This is a genomic window from Nocardia sp. NPDC004123, assembly GCF_053603795.1.
The window spans coordinates 17013-41975 of sequence record NZ_JBSGGG010000007.1 but is presented as its reverse complement, the minus strand read 5'-3'; the positions used below and the strand labels follow the sequence as shown (position 1 = coordinate 41975).

The window sequence follows — 24963 nt, the reverse complement described above, 5'->3', positions numbered from 1 at the left end:
AGTTCTTATGACGCGTGAGATCGCGGCGGATCGCACCGCCACCGTCTTCCCGCTCTCCCCGGCTCAGCTGGGGATGTTCTATGCGCAGCAACTGGATCCGGCGGTACCGCTGTCGGAGGCCCAGTACATCGAGATGCACGGACCGCTGGATATCGCGGTGCTGCGGCTCGTGGGCGCACAGGCAGCGCGGGAATTCGGTTCCGGTGTCCTGCGATTCGTCGAGATCGAGGATCGGCCGTATCAGGTGGTCGATACCGAACTGGACGCCACGGTCGGCTTCCTGGACTTCCAGGACCGACCGGACCCGGTTGCGGACGCGTTGGAGTGGATGCGCGCGGATGTGGCGGCGCCGATCGAGCTGTTCGGTGCACAGGCCGGGATTTCCACCGTGATCCGGGTCGGCGAGTCCCATCACCTGTGGTACACCAGAGCACACCACCTTCTCATCGATGGATTCGGCTCGATGACCATGCTGTATCGGGTCGCCGAGCTGTACAACGCCGCGGTGCGCGGGCAAACGGCGCCTCCCGGCACCGCGGCCTCGCTGCTGGACGTGCACGAGTCGGAGATGGCGTACCGGGAATCGAGCCGGTACGCCACCGACGAGCGCTACTGGCGCGAGGTCACCGCGGGCATGCCCGACCGGTGCAGCCTGGTCGGGGCCACCGCGCCCGCGAGCGCGCTGGCCCGCGAGGCGCGCGCCCAGCTGGGGGCGCGGACGGCCGAGCGGCTGGCGAGCGCGGCCCGCCGTTTCGACACCAGTGCGGCGGGCGTGGTGATGGCCGCGGTCGCGCTGTACTACGCCCGGCTCACGGCCACCGAGGACGTGGTCCTGAGCCTGCCCGTGTCCGGCCGCACCACCGCGGTGCTGCGGCGTTCCGGCGGCATGATCGCCAATGTGGTGCCGCTGCGGGTGCCGGTGCCGCGCGCGGGACGGGTCGGGGAGGTCCTGGATGCCGTGCGGGTGGCGGCGTCGGGGGCCTTGCGGCATCAGCGCTTCCGCCACGAGGACATGCGGGACGAGGGCGACCAGGACGAGTTCGGGCGCGGCATGACCGGGCCGGTCATCAACATCATGATGTTCCCGGCCGGGATCGACTTCGAGGGCCTGGAGTCGAGCCTGCACGTGGTCACCTCGGGCCCGATCGAGGACCTGTTCGTCAACTTCTACCAGCACGGTGCGGGCGCGCCGATCCATGTCGACTTCGCCGCGAATCCGCGCCTGTACGACGCGGATTCGCTGAACCGGCATCACCGGCGATTCCTCGCCGTGCTGGATTCGCTGCTGGAGGCGGGGGCCGGAACACCGGTCGCGGCACTGGATTACACGGTGCCGGACGAGCAGCCGGTGCTTTTGGGCGCGCACGGGCCGGCGGCGCCGCGGCCGCGGCTGCTGCCGGAGATCCTGGCGGACGGCCTGCGCCGCGTTGGACCCGAGACGGTCGCCGTCATGGGCCGCGACCGGCGGCTGACCTACGGCGAGTTGGACGCGCTGTCGAATCGGCTGGCGCGCCGGATCGTGCGGGCGACAGCTGCCGAATCCGGTTCCGGGATATCGGAGGCCGCGGCCGTCGGACCGGAATCGACCGTGCTGCTGGCACTTCCCCGTTCGATCGAGGCGATGGTCGCGCTGTGGGCGGTGGCCAAGACCGGCGCGGCGTTCGTGCCGCTGGGTACCGCGCTGCCCGCCGACCGCATGGCGCGCATTGCCGCGGACGCGGGCGCGACGATCGGCCTGACCCTCGCGGAATCGACTGCCGCGCTGCCGGATTCGGTCCACTGGATCACCCTCGACGACCTGCTCGACGAGGACGTGGCGCCGGCCGATCCGCCGCTCACCCCGGAGGAGGTGCGGGGGCGGCCGCGGGCCGGCAATCCGGCGTACGTGGTGTTCACCTCCGGATCGACCGGGGTGCCCAAGGGTGTGGCGGTGCCCCACGCCGGATTGGCCGGACTGGCCGCGGCGATCGTGGCGGCGTACCGGGTCGCGCCGGGTGCGCGGGTCCTGCAGTGCCTGAACCCGAGTTTCGATGCGTCGGTGCTGGAATGGCTGATGGCGTTCGCGTCGGGCACGACCCTGGTGGTGGCCGAATCGGATCCGGTGGTGGGCGCCGAATTGGCCGGACTGGTCCGGGACTTCGGCATCACTCAGGTCTGTTCGACGCCCGCGGTGCTGTCCACGCTGGAGCCGGACGCGCTCGACGGGGTGCGCGCGGTGTCGTCGGGCGGGGAGCCGACGCCGCCGGATATCGTGGCGCGCTTCGGGATCGGGCGGGAGCTGCTGAATTCGTACGGTCCCAGCGAGACCACGGTGGCCGTCACCTACACCCGGGGGCTGGTGCCGGGCGTGAATGCCGGGCTCGGCGACCCCATTCCGGGCGCCGGGATGCTGGTGCTGGATCGCTGGCTGCGGCCGGTGCCGATCGGGGCGGCCGGGGAGCTGTACGTGACCGGGCCCGGGGTGGCGCGCGGGTACGTCGGCCGTCCCGGGCTGACCGCCGAGAGCTTCGTGCCCGCCCTCTCGGGTCCGGCCGGGGCCCGCATGTACCGCACCGGAGATCTGGTGCGCTGGACCGAGAGCGGCGTGCTCGAGTACGTGGGTCGCAGCGACTTCCAGGTGAAGCTGCGCGGTATGCGGATCGAGCTGGGTGAGATCGACGCCGTGCTCAACGCGCACTCGTCGGTGGAGATCGCGGTCACGGTGGCGCGGCCCGGTCCCGGCGGCGGCACCGTGTTGGCCGCGTATGTGGTTCCGCACGCCGGTCAGGTGATCACCGAGCCCGAGCTGCTCGACCACGCCACCCACCGCCTGCCGCCGTACATGGTGCCCGCGACCGTCACGGTGCTGGGCGCGTTGCCGCTCACCGCCAATGGCAAGGTGGATCGCCGGGCGCTGCCGGAACCCGTGGTCGCGCAATCGATATCCGGGCGCGCGCCCGCCACCGCCACCGAACGCTTGCTCTGCAGCCTGTTCGCGGAGGTTCTCGGGACCGAGGCCGGTCCGGACACCTCGTTCTTCGCCCTGGGCGGCGATTCGATCATGGCGATCACGCTGGTGTCGCGCGCTCGCGCCGCGGGCCTGGTCTTCTCCGCCCGTGAGGTTTTCGAGCACCGCACCCCGGCCGCCCTGGCGGCCGTGGTCACCCGGCTGGAGGACCGTCCGCAGCGGCTGCCCGAACTGGCGGGCGGTGGCGTCGGCCGCCTGCCGCTGACGCCGATCGCGGCCTGGCTGCTCGACCGTCCCGGCTGGCGGCATTTCGCCCAGTCGATGGTGGTCCAGGTGCCGGCCGGGGTCGAACTCCCGGTGCTGCTGCGCGCGGTACAGGCGCTGCTCGACCGCCACGATGTGCTGCGCGCCCGCCTGGTCGACACCGACGACGGGCTCCGCTTGGACGTTCCGCCGGCCGATGACACCGAGGCGGCGACGCTGCTGACACACTTCGAGTGGACGGCGGCCGATGTGTCCGGGGCGGCGGTCGACCGAGCGCTGACGGATGCCGCCGGTCGGTTGGATCCGCGTGTGGGCGTGATGATCGCACTGAACTGGCTGGACGCCGGACCGGCGCGGCCGGGCCGGTTGGCGATCGCGGTGCACCACCTGGCCTGTGATGCGGTCTCATGGCGAATTCTGCTGCCCGACTTGATGTCCGCCTGGACGCAGGCCGCGGCGGGGACGAAACCCGAGCTGCGGGAGACCGGGACCTCGATGCGCACCTGGGCGTATGCGCTGGAGGCGCTGGCGTCACCGGACATCCCGAGCGTGCCGGCCGATGACTCGGCCGCCGTCGAATCACCCTGGCCGGTCAGCGAACTCGGGTACTGGCGGGACGTGCTGGCCCCGGATGCCCTGATCGGGCGGCGCCGGCTGGACGTGGCGGTGGACACCCATCGGACCGCCCGGCGGATCGATATCGAGGTGCCGGGCGAGGTGTCGGCGGCGCTCATCGCCCGGCTCGCGGGCACCTACCGCTGCGGCGTCGAGGACGCGCTGCTGGCGGCGCTGGCGCTGGCCCTGGCGCGCTGGCTGGACGGGCAAGAGGCGGTGGCCGCCGGCACGGTGGTCACGGTCGAGCGGCACGGCCGCGACGAGGCCGCGGTGCCGGGGGCGGACCTCTCGCGGACGGTCGGCTGGTTCACCACGCAGGTGCCGGTGCGGCTGGGACCCGTTGCCGTGGATGGAGATTCGGGTGCGGTCGACGTGGACTGCGCGTTGAAGACGGTCAAGGAACAGCTGCGGGCCGTGCCGCGCGGCGGCTTCGGCTACGGGCTGCTGCGCTACCTGAACACACGGACGGCCCCGGAACTTGCGGCACTGCCGGATCCACAGATCGGATTCAACTACCTCGGGCAGATTCCCGAGCTCGCCGCGGGCGATTGGCTGCCGGTCGCGATGGGGGATCGGCTGGGCGGGCACGCGGATCCGGATATGCCGCTGGCAGCGGTCATCTCGGTGGACGCGGTCACGCTGGAGTCGGGAAGCGGGCCGCGGATCCGGGCGGTGTGGCAGTTCGCCGGCCACGCGATCGCGGCCGGGGACGTGGAAGCGATCGCGCGGGAATGGCTTTCGGCCGTCGGTGAGATCGCCGAGCTGGTGCGGCGGCCCGACGCCGGTGGCCTCACCCCCGCCGATCTGCCGCTGCTGACCGTCGCGCAGCCGGAGATCGAGTCGTGGGAGCGGGCTTTCGGCCGTCTGGCCGATGCCTGGCCGCTGACGCCGCTGCAGCGCGGCCTGCTGTTCCAGGCACAACTGGCCGCGGGCGGCCCGGACGGCTACTCGGTGCAGGCGATCATCGATGTCGAGGCCGACCTCGATCGCGACCGGCTGACGGCGGCCGCCGAGGCGCTGGTCCGCCGGCACGATGTGCTGCGCGCCGGCTTCCTGGCCTCGGATATCTATGCGGTGCAGGTGATTCCGGCCGAGGTCGCGGTGCCGTGCGCCTATCGGGAGGCGGTCGGCGCCACGCCGGCGGAGCTCGACGAGATCGCGGCGGCCGAACTGCGTGAGCCGTTCTCGGTCGACCACCCGCCCCTGATCCGATTCCTGTGCATCGCGGCGGGGGAGCGGCGCTTCCGGCTGGTCATCACCAACCACCACCTGATCCTCGACGGCTGGTCCATGCCGATGCTGTTCGCGGAACTCATCGCCCTCTACGAAACCTCCGGCGACGATACCGGATTCGCGACCCCGGCCCCCTTCCGCACGCACCTGGAGTGGCTGGCCGCCCGCGACGACAACCTGGCCCGGGAAGCCTGGGCGCGGTCCCTGTCCGGCCTCGACGGCCCGACCCTGATCGCCCCGACCGCGCCGCGCGCCGACGCCGCGACCGCCCCGGTCGCCCACGAGGTGCCCCTGCCCGAGGGTCTGCCGGACGCCCTGCGCCGCACGGCCGCGGCCTGCCAGGTCACCGTCAACACCCTCGTGCAGGTGGCCTGGGCGCTGCTGCTGGCCGAGCAGACCGGCGGCTCCGACATCGTCTTCGGCGCCACGGTGTCCGGCCGCCCGCCGGAACTGGCCGGCGCCGAGCGCATGGTCGGCATGCTGGTCAACACCGTCCCGGTCCGCATTGCTCTGGACCCGGCCGAATCGATCGCCGACCTGCTCACCCGCGTGCAGCGCGAGCAGGCCGCCCTCGCCGACCACCAGCACCTGGGCCTCGACGAGATCCAGGCCGCCACCGGCCTGGGCCCGCTCTTCGACACCGCCACCGTCTTCGAGTCCTACCCGGTGGACGCCGCGACCCTCACCGCCGCAACCCGCCAGGCCGATCTCACCGTCACGTCCCTGCGCGCCCAGGACGGCACCCACTACCCCCTCTCGCTGGCCGCCTACGCCAACAACGGCCTTCGCCTCGAACTGACCCGCTCCCCACACTATTTCGGTGCCTCCGAGGCTGATGCGCTGGCAGCGGCGCTGTCCCGCCTGCTGACCGACCTCACCGGCGACTCGCGCCGCCGCGCCGCCGGGCTGCGCGGCACGGACCCCGATGCGCTGGTCGCGATCCGGCCCGGGGCCGAGTCCCGTGAGGTACAGCTCCTCCCGGATCTCCTGTCCGCCAACGGATACCCGGGCACACCGGCGATCGTCAGCGCCGCCTCACCGGCCGACCGCGCTGCCGAGCTGACCTACGCCGAGCTGGCGGCCGTGTCGAATCGGTTGGCCCGTAGGCTGATCGAAGCCGGTGCCGGGCCCGAGCGGGCGGTGCTGGTGGCTCTGCCGCGATCGGTGATGTCGATGGTCGCGGTATGGGCCGTGGCGAAGACCGGGGCGGCGTTCGTGCCGGTGGATGTCACGCAGCCGGCGGCGCGGACGAGCGCCATCGCCTCGGAATGCGGTGCGGTGCTGGGGATCACCTCGGATCAGGTGACGGATCTGCCCGGCGACGTGGCATGGCTGCGGCTGGACAGCGACGCGTTGGTCGCCGAGCGCGCGGCGATGTCCGCCGAGCCGGTCACCGATGCCGACCGGCTCGCGCCCCTGCGCCCGGAGCATGCGGCCTACGTGGTGTTCACCTCGGGGTCCACGGGCACGCCGAAGGGTGTCGTGGTCTCGCACACCGGGCTGGCCAATATGGCGGCGGCCATGGCGGAACGCGGTGGCATCGATCGCGATTCGCGCGTGATGCACTGCCTCAACCCGGCTTTCGACGCGGCCATGCTGGTGTGGATGTCCGCGTTCGCCGCCGGCGCGACGCTGGTCGTCGCACCGCCGGAGGCGAGTGCGGGTGCGGAGCTGGCGGCCGCCGTCCGCGCAGGCGCTGCCACCCACCTGACCTGTACGCCGAGCGTGCTCGCGACCCTCGATGCCGCGGACCTGCACGGTGTGCGGACGGTCGTCATGGGTGGCGAACCCTGCCCGCCCGCGCTGGTGACACGCCTGGGCCAGGGTCGCGCGTTCGTGAATTCCTATGGCCCGGCGGAGACCACGATCGCCGCGAGCTTCGGCGACCCGATGACGGCCGGTACCTCGACCCTGCTCGGCGACCCGGTGCCGGGGACGACCCTGCTCGTGCTGGACGCCTGGCTGCGCCCGGTACCGCTGGGCGCGGTCGGCGAACTGTATGTGCGCGGTGCGGGGCTGGCGCGCGGCTATGCCGGTCGCGCAGCGCTTTCCGCGAGCCGGTTCGTCGCCGACCCGTTCACCGCCGGGCAGCGCATGTACCGTACCGGCGATCTGATGCGCTGCACCGCGGACGGTTTCGAGTACGCCGGTCGCAGCGACTTCCAGGTGAAGATCCGCGGCATCCGGGTGGAGCCGGGTGAGGTCGACGCCGTCCTGCTGACGCATCCGGGCATCGAGGCGGCGGTGACCGTCGCCCGGCGCAATCCCGCCGGCGCGATGACGCTGTGCTCGTATGTCGCACTGTCGGATCCGGCTTCGGTGCCGGAGCTACTGGCCTGGGCTTCCGGCCGGCTGCCGCGCTACCTGATGCCCGCCGGCCTGCAGGTGCTGCCGGAGCTGCCGCTGACGGCGAGCGGCAAGGTGGACCTGCGTGCCCTGCCCGAACCCCAGCTGGTACAGGCCGAATACGTCATTCCGGCCGGTGCCGAGGTGGCCATCGCCGAGACCTACGCCGAGGTACTGGGGCTGGATCGCGTCGGTGCCCGCGACGACTTCTTCGCGCTCGGCGGCGATTCGCTCATCGCGACCCGCGTCGCCGCCCGTCTCACCGCGCACCTGGGCCGCACCGTTCCGGTCCGTCTGCTCTTCGAGGCTCCGGTGGTCGCCGACCTCGCCGTGCGGCTGTCGGCCGCCGAGATCGGCACCGCCGCACCCGCTCTCACTCGGACCGAGCGTCCCGACCTGGTCCCGCACTCCCCGGCCCAGCAGCGCATGTGGTTCGTCAACCGCTACGACCCCGCCTCCCCGGCCTACAACGTGCCGGTGGCGCTGCGTCTTTCGGGCCACCTGGACCAGGACGCCCTGCGTACCGCGCTGCGGGATGTGCTGGCCCGCCACGAGACATTGCGCACGGTCTACCCCGATGTCGACGGCGTCGGCATGCAGCGGGTGCTCCCCGCCGAGGACGTCCCGCTCGACCTGGACCCGGTGCCGGTGTCCCTCGACCGGCTACCCGAGGTCGTCGCGGACACCATCGGCCGCGGGTTCGACGTCACCGCGGCGGTCCCGCTCCGGGTCCGGGTCTTCGTCGTCGACGACCGCGAAATCAGCTCGGCCGCACGGAGTTATGGCCCGCGCGCCACGATGGACGGCCGGTTCGAAGAGCACGTGGTCGTGCTGGTCGCGCATCACATTGCGACGGACGGTTTCTCGATGGCCCCGCTGACCCGCGATGTGGCCGCCGCCTATGCGGTGCGGGCCGCCGGGCAGGCGCCGGCGTGGGAGCCGCTGCCGGTCCAGTACACGGATTACACACTGTGGCAGCGGGATCGGCTCGGCGCCGAGGCGGACGCGGACTCGCTGGCCGCCCGGCAGCTCGGGTACTGGTCGGACACCCTCGCCGGGGTGCCGGATCACCTGGAGCTGCCGACGGATCGGCCGCGTCCGGCCCGCGCCTCGCATCGGGCGGCCGAATGCGCCGCCCGCGTGGACCGGGATCTGACCGCCGCGATCGACCGCTGCGCCCGCGCGCATCGGGCGACCCCGTTCATGGTGGTGCACGCCGCTCTGGCCGTGCTGCTGTCCCGCCTCAGCGGCACCGCGGACGTGGTGGTCGGCACCCCGGTCGCGGGGCGTGGCGTGCGCGAACTCGACGACCTGGTCGGCATGTTCGTGAACACGCTGGTGCTGCGCACCGGCATTCGCCCGGAGGAGGGTTTCGCCGAGCTGCTCGATCGGGTGCGGGACACCGATCTCGCCGCCTTCGAACACGCGGACGTGCCGTTCGAGCGGCTCGTGGAGGTGCTGGCCCCGGCCCGGTCGGAGTCGCGGCACCCGCTCGTCCAGGTCATGCTGGTGTTCCAGAACCTGGCGATGCCGGAGCTCCAGCTGCCCGGGCTGACCGTGTCCCCGCTCGAATTGCCGCAGACGAACAGCCGTTTCGACCTGAGTCTCACGGTCATCGGCGACGCCGACGGCATGGAACTGCGGTGCTGCTACGCCACCGACCTCTTCGATGCGCCGACCATGGCGGACTTCACCGGCCGGCTGGTGCGTGTGCTGGCCGAGATCACGGCCGAACCCGCCCGCCCGGTCGGCGATCTCGACCTGCTCACCGCGGCGGAACACGAGCGGCTGCACGCGGACGCCGAACCCGTCGCGTCCCCGCGCCTGCTGGCCGACCTCATGGCCGACGCGGTCGCGGCGAATCCGGACGGCCTCGCCGTCATCTGCGGGGACCGCCGGCTCACCTACCGTGAGCTCGACGCCCGGGCCGGGCAGCTGGCGCGGCGGCTGATCGCGGCCGGTGCCGGACCGGAAACACTGGTGGCCGTGGGCATTCCGCGGTCCATCGAATCGGTGTTGGCGGTCTGGGCCGTCGCGCGGGCCGGGGCGGCCTTCGTCCCGGTGGATCCGGCCTATCCGCCGGATCGGATCGCCCGGATCATCGACGTTTCGGGGGTATGTCTCGGTCTCACCGTGCGCTCGCAGTGGGACCGACTTCCGGGCACGGTGGAATGGTGGTGCCTGGACGACCGCGACGCGGAGGAGTATCCGGTCGCGGTTCATGAAATCAGCAGGAACACAGCCCATCCGGCGTACGTCATCTTCACCTCGGGATCGACGGGCGCACCCAAGGGGGTTGTGGTCTCCCACGCGGGTCTGGCGAATCTCGCTGCCGCGCAGCGGGACCGGGACGCACTCACCTCGGATTCCCGGGTCTTGCACGTGGCGTCACCGAGTTTCGACGCCTCTGTCGTGGAACTGCTGATGGCGGTGGGCGCGGCCGCCACTCTGGTGATCGCGCCCCCCACCGTCTTCGCCGGACCCGAGCTGGGCGAACTGCTGTCACGCGAACGGGTTTCACACATCGCACTCACACCCTCGGCGCTGTCGACCGTGGATCCGTCCGGCCTGGACGATCTGCGCCTGATCGTCACCGGCGGCGAACCCTGCCCGCCGGAGCTGGTGGCCGCGTGGGCGGCCGAGGGCCGCAACCACTTCAACGACTACGGGCCGACCGAGGCCACGGTGACGGCCGCCGGCGCGCCCGTGCATCCCGGTGCGCCGATCACCATCGGCCGGGCCGCGCCCGGCATGCGAGCCCTCGTCCTCGACGACCGGCTGCGCCCGGTTCCGGACGGCGTGGTCGGCGAACTGTACCTCGCCGGAATCGGCCTGGCGCGAGGCTATTTCGACCGCTATGACCTGACCGCCGCCCGATTCGTGGCCGACCCGCACGGCCCGGTCGGCCGGCGCATGTACCGCACCGGCGACCTGGTGCGGCGACGCGACGGGAACCTGGAATACCTGGGCCGCACCGACACCCAGGTCAAACTGCGCGGCCTGCGCATCGAGCTGGGCGATGTCGAGGCGGCGCTGACCGCGGAGCCCACGGTCGCGCGCGCGGTCGCGGTGGTCCGCGACGACGGGCGCGGCGGCATGCTCGCCGCCTACGTGGTCGCCGCGGACGGCACGCAACCCGAACCGCCGGCTCTGAAGAAGGCGGCCGCGCAACGACTCCCGTCCTACATGGTGCCGGCCGCCATCACGGTGCTGCCCGACCTGCCGCGCACCGCCAACGGCAAACTGGACCTCGATGCCCTGCCCGCACCGCAGCTGGTGGCAGGGGAGCAGCGACCGCCCGAGGGGTCCGTCGAAACCGCGGTGGCGGCGGCCTTCGCCGAGGTCCTCGGCGTCGACCAGGTCTGGCGTGACGACGATTTCTTCGCCCTCGGCGGCAATTCGCTCATCGCCACCCGGGTGGTAGCGCGGCTCGGAGCGGCGCTCGACACGGCCGTCCCGGTGCGCGCCCTGTTCGACGCCCCGACGGTGGCCGAGCTGGCGGCGCTGGTCGCCTCCGGTGGCGCGTCGGATCGTCCGCGCCCGGGACCGCGCCCGCGCCCGGAGCGCGTCCCGTTGTCGGCGGCACAGCAGCGCATGTGGTTCCTCAACCGCTACGACCCCGCCTCGCCGCTCTACAACATCCCCGGCGCCTTCGAAATCACTGGTGCACTGGATATTTCGGTGCTGCATGAGGCGCTCGACGATGTCATCGCCCGGCACGAGACACTGCGCACCATCTACCCGGTGGGGCCGGACGGGCGTCCGTACCAGCAGATCCTGCCCGCGACAGCGGGTTCGCTGCCGATCACCGAACTCGAGGTGGCGGAGGCGGACATCGCGGCGGCGCTGATCGCCCAGCTGTCCCGCGGCTTCGACATCACCCGCGAGACGCCGCTGCGGGTCTGCGTGCTCCGCGTCGCACCGGACCGCACGGTGCTGGCCATGGCCGTGCACCACATCGCGGCGGACGGCTGGTCCATGGCCCCGCTGGCCCGGGATGTCATGTACGCCTTCGTCGCTTGCTCGACCGGGGTGGCGCCCGAGTGGATTCCGCTCCCGCTGCAATACGCCGACTACGCGCTGTGGCAGCACGAACTGCTCGGCTCCGACCGCGATCCCGACAGCCTGGCCGGCCGTCAGCTGGAGTTCTGGCGCACCACCCTGGCCGGTATGCCCGAGGTCCACGCGCTGCCAGCCGACCGCCCGCGCCCGGAGGCTCCCTCCGGGTCCGGCGACCGCATCGAATTCACCATTCCCGCACCGGTTCACGACCGCATCCAGGTACTCGCCCGCCGCCACGGCGCCAGCCCGTTCATGGTGGTGCACACCGCGCTGGCCGTCCTGCTGGGGCGGCTGTCCGGCCACACCGACATCGCCATCGGCTCGGTGGTCGCGGGCCGCGGTGACGGCGAATTCGACGACCTGGTCGGCATGTTCGTCAATACCGTGGTGCTGCGCTCGCAGCTCGATCCCGCCGCCGGTTTCGCCGACACCCTCGACGCCGTGCGGCAGGCCGACCTGGCCGTCTACGGCAATATGGACCTGCCGTTCGAGCGGCTGGTGGAGGCGCTGGCGCCGGCCCGCTCCACCGCGCACCACCCGCTGTTCCAGGTGCTGCTCGCCTTCCAGAACCTGCAGACCGAGGCAACCACGCTGCCCGGCTTGGAGATTCGACCCCTGGAAGCGCCCGCGCCCGGTTCCAAGTTCGATCTGGAATGGATGCTGGCCGAACAGTTCGGGGCGGCCGGGGAACCGGCGGGCATCACCGCGTCCCTCACCTTCACCACCGACCTGTTCGACCGCGGCACCGCCGCCACCATGGTGGACGGCTTCCTCGCGCTGCTGGACGCGGCAACCGGTGCCCCGGCGGCGGCGATCGGCACACTTGTCGTGACGCCCGCCGGGGGCACCCCGCTGCCCGCGCTCACCGCGCATCCCCACGACGAAGCCACCGTCGTGGTGAATCCGCAGCCCGCCCCTGCCCGCCGGGCCTACCGCGCCCCGCGGACCGACGCCGAACGCACGCTCGTCGACGCCTTCGAGAGCGTGCTGGAATCCCCGCGAATCGGCGTGGACGACAACTTCTTCGATATCGGCGGCAACTCCATGGGCGCCGTCCGCCTGGTCACCCTGGTGCGCGAACACAGCGGCATCCCCATGCCCCTGCAGTGGATGTTCCTCGACCCGACGCCCGCCGCGCTGGCGGAGCGCCTGGTCGCGGCCGCCGACCAGCCGGGGGTGGAGGCGTCCATGCGGGTGCTGCTGCCCATGCGCCCGCAGGGCGACGCGCCGGCCCTGTTCTGCGTGCACCCGGCCATCGGACTGGCCTGGTGCTACGGCGGACTGGTGCAGTACATCGACGGTGACCGCCCCATCTACGGCATCCAGTCGCCGGGCGTCACCGACGGCGGCACCGCCGACCGCACCGTGCGCGAACTGGCCGTGCGGTACGTCGAGGAGATCCTCCACGTCCAGCCCGAGGGCCCGTACCACCTGCTCGGGTACTCGGCGGGCGGACCGCTGGCGCACGCCATGGCCGTCGAGTTGCGCCGCCGCGGTGCGGAGGTGCCGTCCCTGGTCATGATCGACGCGCGCGCCGACGTCGCGGTGCCCGACGACAGCGCCCTCCCGCCGCTGTCGATGCTGCTGGCCGAATTCGGTGGGATCGACATCCCGCCGGAGCTCGAGCACCTCACGCCCGCCCAGGCGGCGGATCTGCTGGCCGCGTCCGGAATCACCTTCACCGCAACCGATCTGGAGAACTTCTACAGCGATCTGCAACACCTGCTGCGCCAGATCGCGGCCCACGAGCACGAGGTCTTCGACGGCGACCTGCTCTTCTTCACCGCCGCCCACAACCCGGACCCCGAACCGAACGTCACCACCTGGCGGCCCTACATCGGCGGCAGCATCGAGGACCGGCCGCTCCCGCACGGCCACAACGAGATGATCACCGCCGAGGCGCTGGCCGTCATCGGACCCCTCGTGGACACCTACCTGCGGCGGTGATGCCGCACAAAGCGCGCGATCTCGCGCCGCCGCTGGGGAAGAATGGGCGCTGGAAACCCGGTCGGCTACGGAAGGTTCGGGCAAGTGTCGGTGAACGGGAAACGGCGGCTGCTGGGCGCGGCGGCGGTGGGGCTGGGTGCGCTCGGCGCGGGTGAGCTGCTCGCCGCGGCCAGGGGCGGGTCCGTGCTCGACGGAATCGGGCGGCTGGCCGCCGACTACGCGCCCGTGCCGGTGGTCGAGACCATGGTGGCGCAGGCCGGGGAGCACGACAAGGAGATGACCCGGCTCGGGGTGGCCCTCGGCGGGGTCGCCGCGGCCGCCGGGATGGCCCTGCTGCCGCCGCGGCTGCGGACCCCCGCGGCGGTGGCCTTCGGCGCGGGAACGGCGGCCGCGGCACTGCGCAGCGCCAACCGGTCGGTGCCCGGCGCGGCCGGTGGCGTGGCCGCGGCGGCGCTACTGCGCGCGGGACTGCGCCGCTCCACCGCGCCCCGTCACGGATTGCTGTGGGCGGCAGCGGGAACCGGCATGCTCGCCGCCGCCGAGGTGCTGGTGCGCCGCGAGGACCTGCGGTACCGCGAGGTGGCGCGGCGGGCCGGGTCGTGGGGTGCGCACGCGCCTGTCCCCGAGGACGGCCTCGGACTGGAACCGGGACTGTCGCCCCTGATCACAACCGTGGGCAAATTCTATGTGGCGGACGTGAATTCGCGGCCGCCGCGCATCGATCCCGCCCAGTGGCGGCTGGCCATCGGGGGCCGGGTGGCCCATCACCTGCGGCTGTCGCTGGCCGATCTGGCCGAGCAGGCCGTGGAATTCGATGCCGTCATGGTGTGCGTGCACAATACGGCCGGCTCGGGCCGCTGCGGCAATGCCCGCTGGTTCGGTGTCCCGCTGACCGCGCTGCTCGACCACGCCGTCCCCGAAGCCGGGGCGACCCGGCTGGTCACCCGCGCCGCCGACGGCTACACCATCTCGCTGCCGCTGGGACCGCTGCGCACCGGCGAATGGCCCGGCTACCTGGTCATCGGCATGAACGGCGAACCGCTGCCGCCCGAACACGGCTTCCCCGCACGGGTTTTCGTGCCCGGCATCTACGGGCAGTACTCCGGGGCGAAGTGGATCACCGAGCTCGAACTCGCCGACGACACCCATGTCGACTACTGGTGCAAGCGCGGCTGGCCGGTCGAGCCGCTGTGGGTGCGCCCGCAGGCCCGCATCGATGTGGCGACCTGCGGCGGCACGCATTCCGGCAAGTTCACGGTCGCGGGCGTGGCCTGGGCCCCGCCCCACGGGGTCGCGGGCGTCGAGATCCGCATCGACGAAACCGAATGGCTCCCGGTCGAACTCGGCTCCGAGCTGGCGCCGGCCGCCTGGCGGCGCTGGCGCACCCTCGTCGATCTCCCATCGGGCACCCACACCCTGCAGGCCCGCGTGATCAGCCGCTCCGGCGAGGTCCAGGACTCGGCCGAACGTCCGCCCTTCCCGTTCGGCCCGGGCGGCCTGCACACGGTCACGGTCACCTCGTAGTCCACCACGGGCACCGGCCATGACATCTGTCATGGCCGAGTCGTGACGGACGACGGAGGTGCCGTGGACCCCGGCTGCCGACAGTAGAGCTATGAACGCTACTGCTGATGGCATCGCGGTCCAGCGGCGCGGGCACGGGACTGCCCCGGCCATCGAGATACGCGGACTGGTCAAGACTTTCGCCGCGCCCGGTGGGACGGTGCGCGCCGTGGACGCATTGGATCTGACGGTGCGGCCGGGGGAGATCGTCTCGAAACTGGTGCCCACCAACGGAATTGCCGTCCTCGCCCGCGCCCCCTTCGCCCAGCCCAGCGCCGCGGGCATCGTCCTGGCCATCGTGAACGTCCTGACCTGGGCGGCCGTCTTCACCCTCGGCTCCGCCTACCTCTTCCGCCGTGACACCGCCCGCTGAACGATTCGGCCCCGCCGGTCCGGCCGAGCGCACCGCCCGGCCGGGCCTCGGCGCATCTGTCCGCGCGGCGTGGAGCGGCTCCCCGGATCACGGCGGCCCGGACACGGACCGATCCGTCCACGGCACAGGCGGTCCGCGACTGTCGCCGCGACCGGTCCTGTTCGGTGTAGCGTCCGGCTCTGTGGACGCGGAGGAAGAGGGCATTCGGCGACGGCGGCGGTTCGGGTCGCTGTTCGCGGCGGTGTGGGCGGTGTATCTGATCGAGCCGCTGCGCCGGGGCTGGGAGCTCGAGAATCCGGTGGCCCGGGCGTACACGCTCGCGGTGATCGTGGCCTTCGGCGCCTGCTACATCTGGTCCTACTGGACGCTGGTGCGGGGCAGCCGGCCGGTCGGCGGGGCGTGGCCGCCCGACCCCGAGCTGCGGACGGTCCTGATTCCCCTGGTCGCACAGACGGCGCTGATCCTGGCGGCCGCGGTCATGCTGCACTCCTCAGTGCTGAGCATGAGCGTCTACCTCGCCTCCTACATCGGCTTCAGCGCGCCGGTCCGGTTGGCGATCCCGCTGGAGCTGGCGCTGATCGTGGCGTTCGGGGTGGCACCGCAGCTGGCCACCGGCCGGCCACCGGACTGGGGGCTCATCCAGTCGATCGCGCTGGCGGGCTTCGCGGTCGGCGGGATTCGCGTGATCCTGGTGCGCAATCACCAGCTGTACCTGGCCCGCAAGCAGCTCACCGAGCTGGCCGTGGCGGAGGAGCGGCTGCGGGTCGGGCGCGACGTGCACGACATCCTCGGCCACTCGCTGACCGTCATCACGGTGAAAACCGAACTGGCGCAACGACTCGTCGATCTCGACCCGGACCGGGCGAAAGCCGAGATGGCCGATGTGGAGCGGCTGGCCCGGGAGGCGCTGGCCGGGGTGCGCACCACCGTCGGCGGCCTGCGTGAGATGTCGCTGGCGGGTGAGCTGGCCAATGCCCGCACCGCGCTGCGCGCCGCCGAGATCGAGGCCGAGCTACCGGATTCCGACGATCTGCCGATCCGCCACAGCGTGGTGTTCGGCTGGGTGCTGCGCGAATCCGTCACCAACGTGGTGCGGCACAGCGGCGCCGCCCACTGCCGGGTGCGGGTCACCCCCACCAGTATCGAGGTGTCCGACGACGGTGTCGGCATGCGCGATTCGGCGCGCACCGGCTCCGGCCTGGCCGGCCTGCGCGAGCGGGTGCAGGCCACCGGCGGCACGCTCACCCTCGCCAACCGGCCGGAGGGCGGATTGCGGGTGCTGGCAAGCTTTCCGGCGACCATCAAGGAGCCGGAATGATCAAACTGCTGCTCGCCGACGACCAGGCCCTGGTGCGCGGCGCCCTCGCCGCCCTGCTCAGCCTCGAGCCCGACCTCGAGGTGGTCGCCGAGGTGGGCAGGGGCGACGAGGTCCTCGCGGCCGTCGCGCGCACCGCCCCGGACGTGGCCCTGCTGGACGTGGAAATGCCGGGCCAGGACGGCATTTCGGCCGCGGCGCAGGTGCACGCGGCCCACCCCGAAGTCCGTATCCTCATGGTCACCACCTTCGGCCGGCCCGGCTACCTCCGCCGCGCCATCGACGCCGGAGCCTCGGGCTTCGTCGTCAAGGACACGCCCGCCCGGGAATTGGCCGATGCCGTGCGCCGCGTCCACATGGGCCTGCGCGTCGTCGACCCCGCTCTCGCCACCGAAACCCTCACCGCCGGAACCTCACCCCTGACCGCCCGCGAACGCGAAGTCCTCGCCGCTGCTGCCAACGGCGCAACCGCCGGCGCGATAGCCAAACAACTCCACCTGTCCGAAGGCACGGTCCGCAACCACCTCTCCTCCGCAATAGGCAAAACCGGCACCCGAACCCGCGCCGAAGCAGTCCGCGCCGCCGAACGCCTCGGCTGGCTCTGACTCGCGCTCGCCCCGCGTTGAAGACCGGCGTACGGGCGCATCAGTCGGCGCCATTGGCGTCCGCGCCCGGACCGATCGAGCCGTATGCCCACTAGATGAATCTCCCTATGGCGGGACAGGTTCGGTATCTTCGACGGTGCGTCGATCAAGCTGGCTGCGCGGGCGATGCTGCGCGCAGCCGATTCACGCGCATGCGGGCGGTCGAGTGGAAGCCGGGCCAGCGGTCCGCGCTTTGTGGTGGCGTACTGCCAGACCTCAGAACCTCCCGCCGCGGCTGATGCGGCGGGAGCCATCGGAGCCGCCGAAGGAGCCCGGGCCGTAGCTGCTGCCCCCGCCGTCGAAACCTCCTCCTCCGAAACCCCCTCCGCCGCGGCGGTATTCGTTGCCCATGCCGCGGAGCATGCCGTCGATGAGGATGCCGCCGAGGATGGCGCCGGTTTGGGAGCCGGAGCTGACGCGCTGCTGCTGGGCCTGCCAGTCGCGGACGGCGGCCTGGGCGGTGTGGAGGGCGCGGGCGCCGAGTTCGGCTGCGCGCTGGGCGGATTGCAGTGCGCGCTCCGGATCGGCGGGCGCGAGCTGCTCGGCCTGCTCGAGGCTGCGCTGGGCCTCGGCGAGGCGGGTACGGGGTTCGGCGTCCACGCCGCCGCGGCGGGTGCTGATGAAGTCGGCCGCGGCGTTGATCTGGCCGCGGGCGGCCGTGAGGGTCTGGTCGAGGCGGCGGCGTAGGTCGTCGGCGGCCCGCTTGCGGTCGGTGGCGGACGCGATGGCCTGATCGAGGGCGGTGTCGGCGGCGATGGCCTGCCGGAAGACGCCGAGCGGGTTGGTGGCGGCGTCGGCGGTGGCCTGGTCCAGCGCGGTGCGGGCAGCCGCTGTGGCGCTGGGCAATTCGGTCCCGCCGTGTTCGGAGAGCCCGGACGCGGTGACGAGGTCGCGGCGCAGTTCCTCGATGATCGCGGGCAATCCGGCGCGGGCCTGGTCGATATCGGTGGCGGCGGTGTCGACCGCGTCGAGCAGTGTGCGCGCGGCGTCCACGGCGGATTCGGCGGTGCGGATGTCCGCGACCGCCGCGCCCTGCTGGCCGACGGGTTTGGCGACCGCGGCCCGGCCGTCCTCGATCGTCTTCTCCGCGAACCCGATTCGCTCCTGCGCCATGCTCACGTTGTCGCGGATGGGCGCGAGCACCGAGGCCGGGTGGCCGGCCACCAGCTGAGCGAGCGTGGCCTGCGATTTCGGCAGCCGCGCGGTCAGCTCCACCATGGCCCGGGTCAGCGCGTCCAGCCGCTCCCCGGCATTGATGAGCAGATCGCGCATGGCGTCGAATTCACCGACCTTGGCGTCGAGTTCCCGATTCGCGCTGCCGCAGCTGCTGATCAGCTCGACCAGCATGCGCTGCTGCTGGTCGGGCGTCTCGGGAATGTCGTCGTCGAGTTGCTGGCGGATCGAGAAGGCCTTGGCCAGCGCGTTCTTCGCGCCCGTGAGCGCGGCGGTGAACGGCGCGGTGGCGGTGGTCCCGAATTCGTCGGTGGCCAGCCGCAATTCCTCGGTGCTGGTGCGAATGGCGTTGTCGGTGTCGACGAGGGTTTCCTTGGACAGCGCGTCCAGGACCACGAGGGGGAGGGCTTCCAAGGCCGCGGTATCGGTCGGATCGGTCTTGCGAGCCGACTCCATCACCGCGCGTTCGCGCCGCGTCTTGCGCCGCCGTGACCACAGCCACACACCCAGCATCGCCAGCACCACCACCAGCGCCAGGATCAGCAGCGGCCCGAGACCGACACCGCCGGACCCGCTCATGGCGTGCGACAGCCCGCTCGCCGTGGCCAGCCCGGCCCCGGCCCAATCCCCGGCCCGCAGTTTGGGTTCGACCTGGTCGATCAGCAGCTTGTCCAGGTCCTTGTCGCTGACCGACTTGGGCAGCGTGCCCGTGAACGCGTAGGCCCGATCGTCCACGGCCACCGACAGCAGCACGTCCCGATCCCCGAACCCGGACAGCCCCGCGGTCTGCTCACCCCACGAATGTGAGTCCATCCCATTGAAATTGCGCACGTAGACGACCCACAGCCGCTCGCGGTCGCGCGAGTACAGCGAGTCGATGGCCTGCTGCAGTTCCGCGGTCTGCCCCGGATCGAGCGCGCCGGCATTGTCGGTCACATAGCCGGGCAACCGCAGCGGCGCGTCGGCCGTGGCCGGTGCGGCCCACCCGCCGACGAGGGCCGAGGCCAGGAGCAAGCCGATCACGAGGAGGAACAGCTGCTTCGATAGCCGCATGCTCCGAATCTAACTCCGGAACGCTGAGGGTCGGTTTCTTCTGCACACTGTGTCGAGGGCCATGACTACGATCGGGGAGTGATCACGATCGATTCGCCCTACACGGGACACGTCTCGCCCGGCTCCAACCCGCAGCAGCGTGAGGTGCCGGGTGCGCGCATCGTGAAAATGTCGGTGGGCGCGATGGACAACAACACCTATCTGGTGCAGTGCGCCGCCACCGGCGCGACGCTGCTCATCGATGCCGCCAATGAGGCGGACCGGATTCTCGAGCTCATCGGTCAGGAGGCGCCGGGCCGGGTGGAACTCATCGTCACCACGCATCAGCACCGGGACCACTGGATCGCGCTGCCGGATGTCGTGAAGGCGATCGAGACTCCCACCGCCGCCCACGCGCTGGACGCCGACCCGCTGCCCGTCACCCCGGCCCGGCTGCTCGCGGACGGCGACCGTGTCCAGGTCGGTGAGCTGGAGTTGGAGGCCATCCACCTGCGCGGGCACACGCCCGGCTCGGTCGCGCTGGCGCTCACCGACGGGGCCGGCCGCACGCACCTCTTCACCGGCGACTCGCTGTTCCCGGGCGGCGTGGGCCGCACCCTCTCGCCCGAGCAGTTCACCTCGCTGCTCGGCGATGTCGAGACCAAACTCTTCGGCCGCTACCCGGACGACACCGCGGTGTACCCGGGCCACGGCGCCGACACCACCCTCGGAGTGGAGCGCCCGCAGTTGCCCGAGTGGCGGCGACGCGGTTGGTGAAACTCCGGAACCGCCCAACCGAACCGGACTGTCCGGTCCGGGACACCACCTCCGTCAACCCCCCGGGCGGACACGGTGTGCTGCGCTGGGCCCGGCGACTGCTGATCGGCTCGCTGCTCATGGGCGTCCTGGTGGTGGGCGGTACCGCCGTGCGGGTCTGGCAGGTGGCCCGCATCGACGACTACTCCCCGGCCGACGCCATCGTGGTGCTGGGCGCGGCTCAATACGACGGCACGCCGTCCTCGGTGTTCGAGGCGCGACTCGACCAGGCGTACAAGCTGTTCCGCAAGCAGATCGCGCCCATGATCGTCACCGTGGGCGGCAAGCAGGTCGGTGACAACTACACCGAGGCCGCGTCGGGCAAGAACTACCTGAAAGACCGTGGCGTGCCGGAGGATCGGATCCTGGCCGTCGAAACCGGTTCCGACACCCTGCAGAGCGTGGAGGCGGTGTCGAGAGCGCTACGGGCGCGCGGCAAGTCGTCGGTGGTGCTGGTCAGCGACCCGTGGCATTCGCTGCGCACCCGCACCATGATGCGTGATGCCGGGCTGTCCGCCTGGACCGCGCCCACCCGCACCGGCCCGGCGGTGTACACCCGGGAATCGCAGGCGCACGGCATCTTCCGGGAGACCTTCGCCCTGCTCTGGTACCAGCTGACCCATTTCTCGGCGGATTTCAAATACACGGCGGATCAGTGAGCGATGAACGCACGTATCGACTATGACGGTGTGTACTCCGAGGCCGATCGGGAGCGCATGGTGCCCGAAACCGAGCGGACCGCGGGACTGAGCTGGTCGCCGTGCCCGGCCCGGCGCAGTGAATTCGCGCGGGATCGGGCGCGGGTGCTGCATTCCGCGGCGCTGCGACGGCTGGCGGACAAGACGCAGGTGATGGGGCCGCGTGACGGGGACACCCCGCGCACGCGGCTGACCCATTCGCTGGAGGTCGCCCAGATCGGCCGCAGTATCGCCGACAGCCTGGGCTGTGATCCCGATCTGGTGGATCTGGCCGGGATGGCGCACGACATCGGGCATCCGCCCTACGGCCACAATGGCGAGCAGGCGCTCGACCAATTCGCCGACGCGCACGGCGGTTTCGAGGGCAATGCGCAGAACCTGCGCATCCTCACCCGGCTGGAGCCGAAGGTCATCGACGATCAGGGCGTCAGCTTCGGGCTCAACCCGACCCGGGCCGCACTGGACGCCGTCATCAAATATCCCTGGGGCAGAACGGGTCCCCGCTCCAAGTTCGGCGCGTACGGCATCGACATGGACCGCCTGGACTGGGTCCGCAAGGGTGCGCCGGATCGCCGCCAGTGCCTGGAATCGCAGATCATGGACTGGTCCGACGATGTCGCGTACTCCGTGCACGATGTCGAGGACGGGGTGATCGTGGGCCGCATCGACCTGCGGGCGCTGGCCGACCCGGTCGAACAGGTCGCGCTCGCGGAACTCGGTGCGCGCCAGCATCCTTCGCTGGCGCTGGAGGAGCTGGTCGCCGCCGCGCAGCGGCTCTCGGAGATGCCGGTGGTCGCCGCCGCCGCCGAATACGACGGCTCCCTGCGTGCCTCCGTGGCCCTGAAACGACTCACCAGCGACCTGGTGGGCCGTTTCGCCACCGCCGCGGTCGAGGCCACCCGTGCCGCCTGGGGCGGCCGCCAATTGTCGCGCTACACCGCCGATCTGGAGGTGCCGCGCATCGCCGCCGCCGAGGTCGCGGTGCTCAAGACCATGGCGCTGCGCTACGTGCTCTCCGACCCCATCCACCGGGTGCGCCAGGCCGGGCAGCGCGAACGCATCCTGCTGGTCGCCAACCGGCTGCTGGAAGCCGCCCCGCACGGGCTGGACCGGCTGCTGCTGCCGTGGTGGGAGGCGGCCGGCGACGACACCGCACGGGTGCGGGTGATCGTCGACCAGATCGCGTCCTACACCGAGAGCCGCCTGGAACGGGTCGCCGCCGCGATACCCTGAATCCGGTGGAACCGGCGGCAGGGGGCGCGATGACCCGCGAGGTGGACGGCATAGTCGACCTGGATCGGTACCCGCTGGACCGGAGGTCGATGGCACGGCTGCGCGAGGTGATCGAGCGGGCGCAGGCGGACTTCCTGGTCAGCGGTGTCACCGTGCTGCCCGAATTCCTGCGCCCCGCCGCGGTGACCGAGATGGCCGCGGATGTGCTCTCCGACGGGCTGGGCGACGCCATGCGGTTCGAGTACACGGTCGCATGCGACCGGATTCCGGATTCCTCGCCGCTGAAGGCGCTCTACCACTGGGAACCACTGCGGGAGTTCGTGTCCCACCTGGTGGGGGAGCAGGCCTACCGCTCGGCCGACGAGCTGGGGGCCATGACGGTGCAGATCCACGAGAACGGGGATGTGCAGGACTGGCACTACGACATGTCCGATTACACGGTGATGCTGCACATCGTCGCGCCGGAGCGGGGCGGGGCGCTCGAATACATTCCGCTGCCCGGGGCTTTCATCGAGCGCGGGGGCGGGCTGCCCATGCGGCACCGGCACATGGTGAAGATGCTGCCGACCGTGCCGGGGACGCTGGTGCTGCACGCCGGGCGGCGATCACGGCATCGGGTGACACCGGTGCAGGGGGAGATTCCGCGGGTGAGTGTGCACATGGCGTTCAATTCGCGGCCGGGGCAACGGCTCAATGCCCATGTGCGGCGGCATCTGTTCGGGCGCGAAGAGTGATACCGACCCATCGTGGGGCGCGCGTCCGCGCCGGCTCCGAATCGGGTGGTCCCGCTGATCAGTTCGCGGCGTGCATGGCCACATAGTGCGCGATGCATTCGCCCGGCGGGCCGTCGGCCACGATGCGGCCCTCGTCGAAGACCAGCACGCGGTCGAAGTCGGCGAGCAGGTCCAGATCGTGTGAGACCACGATCAGCTGCTGCGGAAGTTCGTGCAGCAGACGGGAGATGCGGCGGGTGTTGCGCAGGTCGAGCAGCGTGGTGGGCTCGTCGAACACCACGTACTTCGGTCCCACCGACAGCACCGCGGCGATCGCGAGCAGCTGCTTCTGCCCGCCGCTGAGCAAATGCGCCGGGTGGTCGCGGAATTCGGTGAGACCGTATTCGGCGAGGGTCGCGGCGACGCGGTCCTGGATCTCGGATTTGGCGACGCCGTGGTGCTTGAGCCCGAAGGCCAGATCCTCGGCGACGGTCGGCATGACGATCTGCACATCCGGATCCTGGAAGACGAATCCGACCAGTTTGCGAACGGCCCTGCCCTGCTTGCGGGTATCGAGCCCGTCGACCCGCACGCGGCCGTCGGTGGGCACCTGCAGCCCGTTGAGCAGCCGCGCGAACGTGGACTTGCCGGACCCGTTGGAACCGATGACGGCAATCCGGTTCTCGCCCAGGCGCAGATGGAGGTCGCGCAGCACCGCGCGCTCCCCGAACCGATGCGAGACGCCGTCGAGTTCGATCATGCCCGCGCCGGAATCATCGGATACGCCTTGCGGACCGCCACCGCGGCCAGCGAGCCGACCACGGTCTTGAACACGTCGCCGGGCAGGAACGCCACCGAGGTGGTGATCGCCTTGCCCAGGGCGATGTGCGCGGCGGCGGCCATCCACGGAATGCCGATGACGTACAGCACGATCGCGCCGCCCAGGAAGTTGATCAGCAGGGCGATGGGCAGGTTGTAGTACCGCCACAGGCGTTCGGTGAGCAGCCCGATCACCAGTGCGCCGATCGGATAGGCGATCACGAAGCCACCCGTCGGGCCCATGATCACCGACAGCCCGCCGCGTCCGCCCGGCAGCACCGGCAGGCCGGCGAAGACCAGCACATCGAACAGTAGGATGGCCAGCGCACCGCGCTTGGCGCCCAGAATCGACCCCGCCAGAATGACGCCCAGGGTTTGCGAAGTGAAGGGCGCGAAGGCTCCCGGCAGCTGAACGAGCGGGAAGAATCCCAACACCACCATGATTGCCGCGAACAGCGCGATCTGCGCCAAATCCCTACTACGCACCGAGGCATCCTAAATGGCCCCGGTTCGGACTCTTCAGTCCAGGCCGCGGGCGTCCAGCGCCTCGCCGACCCCGTCGGCCATGCGGAGTGTGCGGATCAGTAGCGGAACCAGGAACACCGTGCTGCGCTCGATGCCACGGGCGCGCTGCGCCGAGCGGACGAGTTCGGCCTGGTCACGGATGACGGGGATGAATCGGATGGTCATGGCGACCAGCAGGCCCACGCGCTCGGGACGGACGCCCAGCGGCCGCAGCGGACCGAGCGCCCGCTCGATGGTCTCGACCATGGCCGAGGTGCGTGTGGTGAGCGTCACCAGATTGGCCAGCAGGACCAGCGTGAGCAGTCGCTCGCCGACCAGGATCGCGGTGTGCCGGCCGGTGAAGATCACCTGCGCGACCACGATCAACGCCAGAAACGGTGCCAGCCCGAGTACCTGCCGCCCGGTCGTCCGCCACGGAATCCGCGCGACCGCATACAAACCCAGCACCACCGCCAGCGCGACCCCCACCCAGACGATCGACGGCACGAAGAACAACGCCGTCCCCGCGACCGCCAGCACCAGCACTTTCACCCCGGCGGGCACGTCGTGCACCGGCGTCCGGGCGTCGTGATAGAGGCTGAGCACCCGGTAGATCCTCGCACCCCGGTTCTATAGTTGGTCGTTGGGGACGGGACAACTGATCTC

13 protein-coding genes are annotated in these 24963 nt (G+C 71.4%); 9 read left to right on the top strand and 4 right to left on the bottom strand.

Going from position 1 to position 24963, the window contains the following annotated elements:
• Positions 1 to 7 precede the first annotated feature (7 nt).
• The 5 genes from ACWEQQ_RS11595 (at position 8) to ACWEQQ_RS11575 (ending at position 17270) form a co-directional block, all read left to right on the top strand.
• The gene (locus ACWEQQ_RS11595; protein ID WP_452348156.1) at positions 8 to 13414 is read left to right on the top strand and encodes an amino acid adenylation domain-containing protein; all 13407 of its coding nucleotides are present in this window, start codon (positions 8 to 10) and stop codon (positions 13412 to 13414) included.
• Positions 13415 to 13498: 84 nt separating this feature from the next.
• Positions 13499 to 14938: a molybdopterin-dependent oxidoreductase gene (locus ACWEQQ_RS11590; RefSeq protein ID WP_452348155.1), complete on the top strand. Its 1440-nt coding sequence runs from the start codon at positions 13499 to 13501 to the stop codon at positions 14936 to 14938.
• A gap of 91 nt (positions 14939 to 15029) precedes the next feature.
• Complete coding sequence (locus ACWEQQ_RS11585; RefSeq protein ID WP_452348154.1) at positions 15030 to 15350, top strand: hypothetical protein; 321 nt, start codon at positions 15030 to 15032, stop codon at positions 15348 to 15350.
• Between the two features lie 181 nt (positions 15351 to 15531).
• Positions 15532 to 16668: a sensor histidine kinase gene (locus tag ACWEQQ_RS11580; protein WP_452348153.1), complete on the top strand. Its 1137-nt coding sequence runs from the start codon at positions 15532 to 15534 to the stop codon at positions 16666 to 16668.
• Positions 16665 to 17270 (top strand): response regulator, encoded by a 606-nt coding sequence (locus ACWEQQ_RS11575; RefSeq protein WP_379378751.1) that lies wholly within the window; start codon positions 16665 to 16667, stop codon positions 17268 to 17270. Before ACWEQQ_RS11580 ends, ACWEQQ_RS11575 begins: the two co-directional genes overlap by 4 nt.
• Before the next feature lie 255 nt (positions 17271 to 17525).
• Here the strand turns inward: ACWEQQ_RS11575 and ACWEQQ_RS11570 are convergent, their stop codons facing one another.
• Complete coding sequence (locus ACWEQQ_RS11570) at positions 17526 to 19535, bottom strand: TPM domain-containing protein (protein WP_452348152.1); 2010 nt, start codon at positions 19533 to 19535, stop codon at positions 17526 to 17528.
• Between the two features lie 78 nt (positions 19536 to 19613).
• Here ACWEQQ_RS11570 and ACWEQQ_RS11565 point away from each other — a divergent pair, with 78 nt between their 5' ends.
• From ACWEQQ_RS11565 to ACWEQQ_RS11550, 4 genes are all read left to right on the top strand, one after another.
• Complete coding sequence (locus ACWEQQ_RS11565; RefSeq protein ID WP_452348151.1) at positions 19614 to 20291, top strand: MBL fold metallo-hydrolase; 678 nt, start codon at positions 19614 to 19616, stop codon at positions 20289 to 20291.
• 119 nt (positions 20292 to 20410) lie between these two features.
• A complete protein-coding gene (locus ACWEQQ_RS11560) occupies positions 20411 to 20989 on the top strand; it encodes a YdcF family protein (RefSeq protein WP_452348317.1) in 579 nt (192 codons plus the stop codon).
• Between the two features lie 3 nt (positions 20990 to 20992).
• Entirely contained in the window at positions 20993 to 22261 is a 1269-nt protein-coding gene (locus ACWEQQ_RS11555) for a deoxyguanosinetriphosphate triphosphohydrolase (RefSeq protein ID WP_452341357.1), read from the top strand.
• 5 nt (positions 22262 to 22266) lie between these two features.
• Positions 22267 to 22995, top strand: a complete 729-nt coding sequence (locus tag ACWEQQ_RS11550; protein WP_452348150.1) for a HalD/BesD family halogenase — start codon at positions 22267 to 22269, stop codon at positions 22993 to 22995.
• 58 nt (positions 22996 to 23053) lie between these two features.
• Here ACWEQQ_RS11550 and ACWEQQ_RS11545 read toward each other — a convergent pair whose 3' ends face one another.
• The 3 genes from ACWEQQ_RS11545 to ACWEQQ_RS11535 are packed head-to-tail and all read right to left on the bottom strand — an operon-like array spanning position 23054 to position 24903.
• Positions 23054 to 23734, bottom strand: coding sequence for an energy-coupling factor ABC transporter ATP-binding protein (locus ACWEQQ_RS11545; protein ID WP_452348149.1), 681 nt, complete (start codon positions 23732 to 23734; stop codon positions 23054 to 23056).
• Positions 23731 to 24279: a biotin transporter BioY gene (locus tag ACWEQQ_RS11540; protein ID WP_452341359.1), complete on the bottom strand. Its 549-nt coding sequence runs from the start codon at positions 24277 to 24279 to the stop codon at positions 23731 to 23733. The genes ACWEQQ_RS11545 and ACWEQQ_RS11540 overlap by 4 nt, the downstream gene beginning before the upstream one ends.
• 33 nt (positions 24280 to 24312) lie before the next feature.
• Positions 24313 to 24903, bottom strand: a complete 591-nt coding sequence (locus tag ACWEQQ_RS11535; RefSeq protein ID WP_452348148.1) for an energy-coupling factor transporter transmembrane component T family protein — start codon at positions 24901 to 24903, stop codon at positions 24313 to 24315.
• Positions 24904 to 24963 lie beyond the last annotated feature (60 nt).

What these genes read in the sequence shown, in the direction of transcription:
- ACWEQQ_RS11555 (WP_452341357.1), top strand. Translation starts at nt 20,993, where the DNA reads ATGAACGCACGTATCGACTATGACGGTGTGTACTCCGAGGCCGATCGG.
- ACWEQQ_RS11575 (WP_379378751.1), top strand. Translation starts at nt 16,665, where the DNA reads ATGATCAAACTGCTGCTCGCCGACGACCAGGCCCTGGTGCGCGGCGCC.
- ACWEQQ_RS11560 (WP_452348317.1), top strand. Translation starts at nt 20,411, where the DNA reads ATGGGCGTCCTGGTGGTGGGCGGTACCGCCGTGCGGGTCTGGCAGGTG.
- ACWEQQ_RS11585 (WP_452348154.1), top strand. Translation starts at nt 15,030, where the DNA reads ATGAACGCTACTGCTGATGGCATCGCGGTCCAGCGGCGCGGGCACGGG.
- ACWEQQ_RS11545 (WP_452348149.1), bottom strand. Translation starts at nt 23,734, where the DNA reads ATGATCGAACTCGACGGCGTCTCGCATCGGTTCGGGGAGCGCGCGGTG.
- ACWEQQ_RS11595 (WP_452348156.1), top strand. Translation starts at nt 8, where the DNA reads ATGACGCGTGAGATCGCGGCGGATCGCACCGCCACCGTCTTCCCGCTC.
- ACWEQQ_RS11570 (WP_452348152.1), bottom strand. Translation starts at nt 19,535, where the DNA reads ATGCGGCTATCGAAGCAGCTGTTCCTCCTCGTGATCGGCTTGCTCCTG.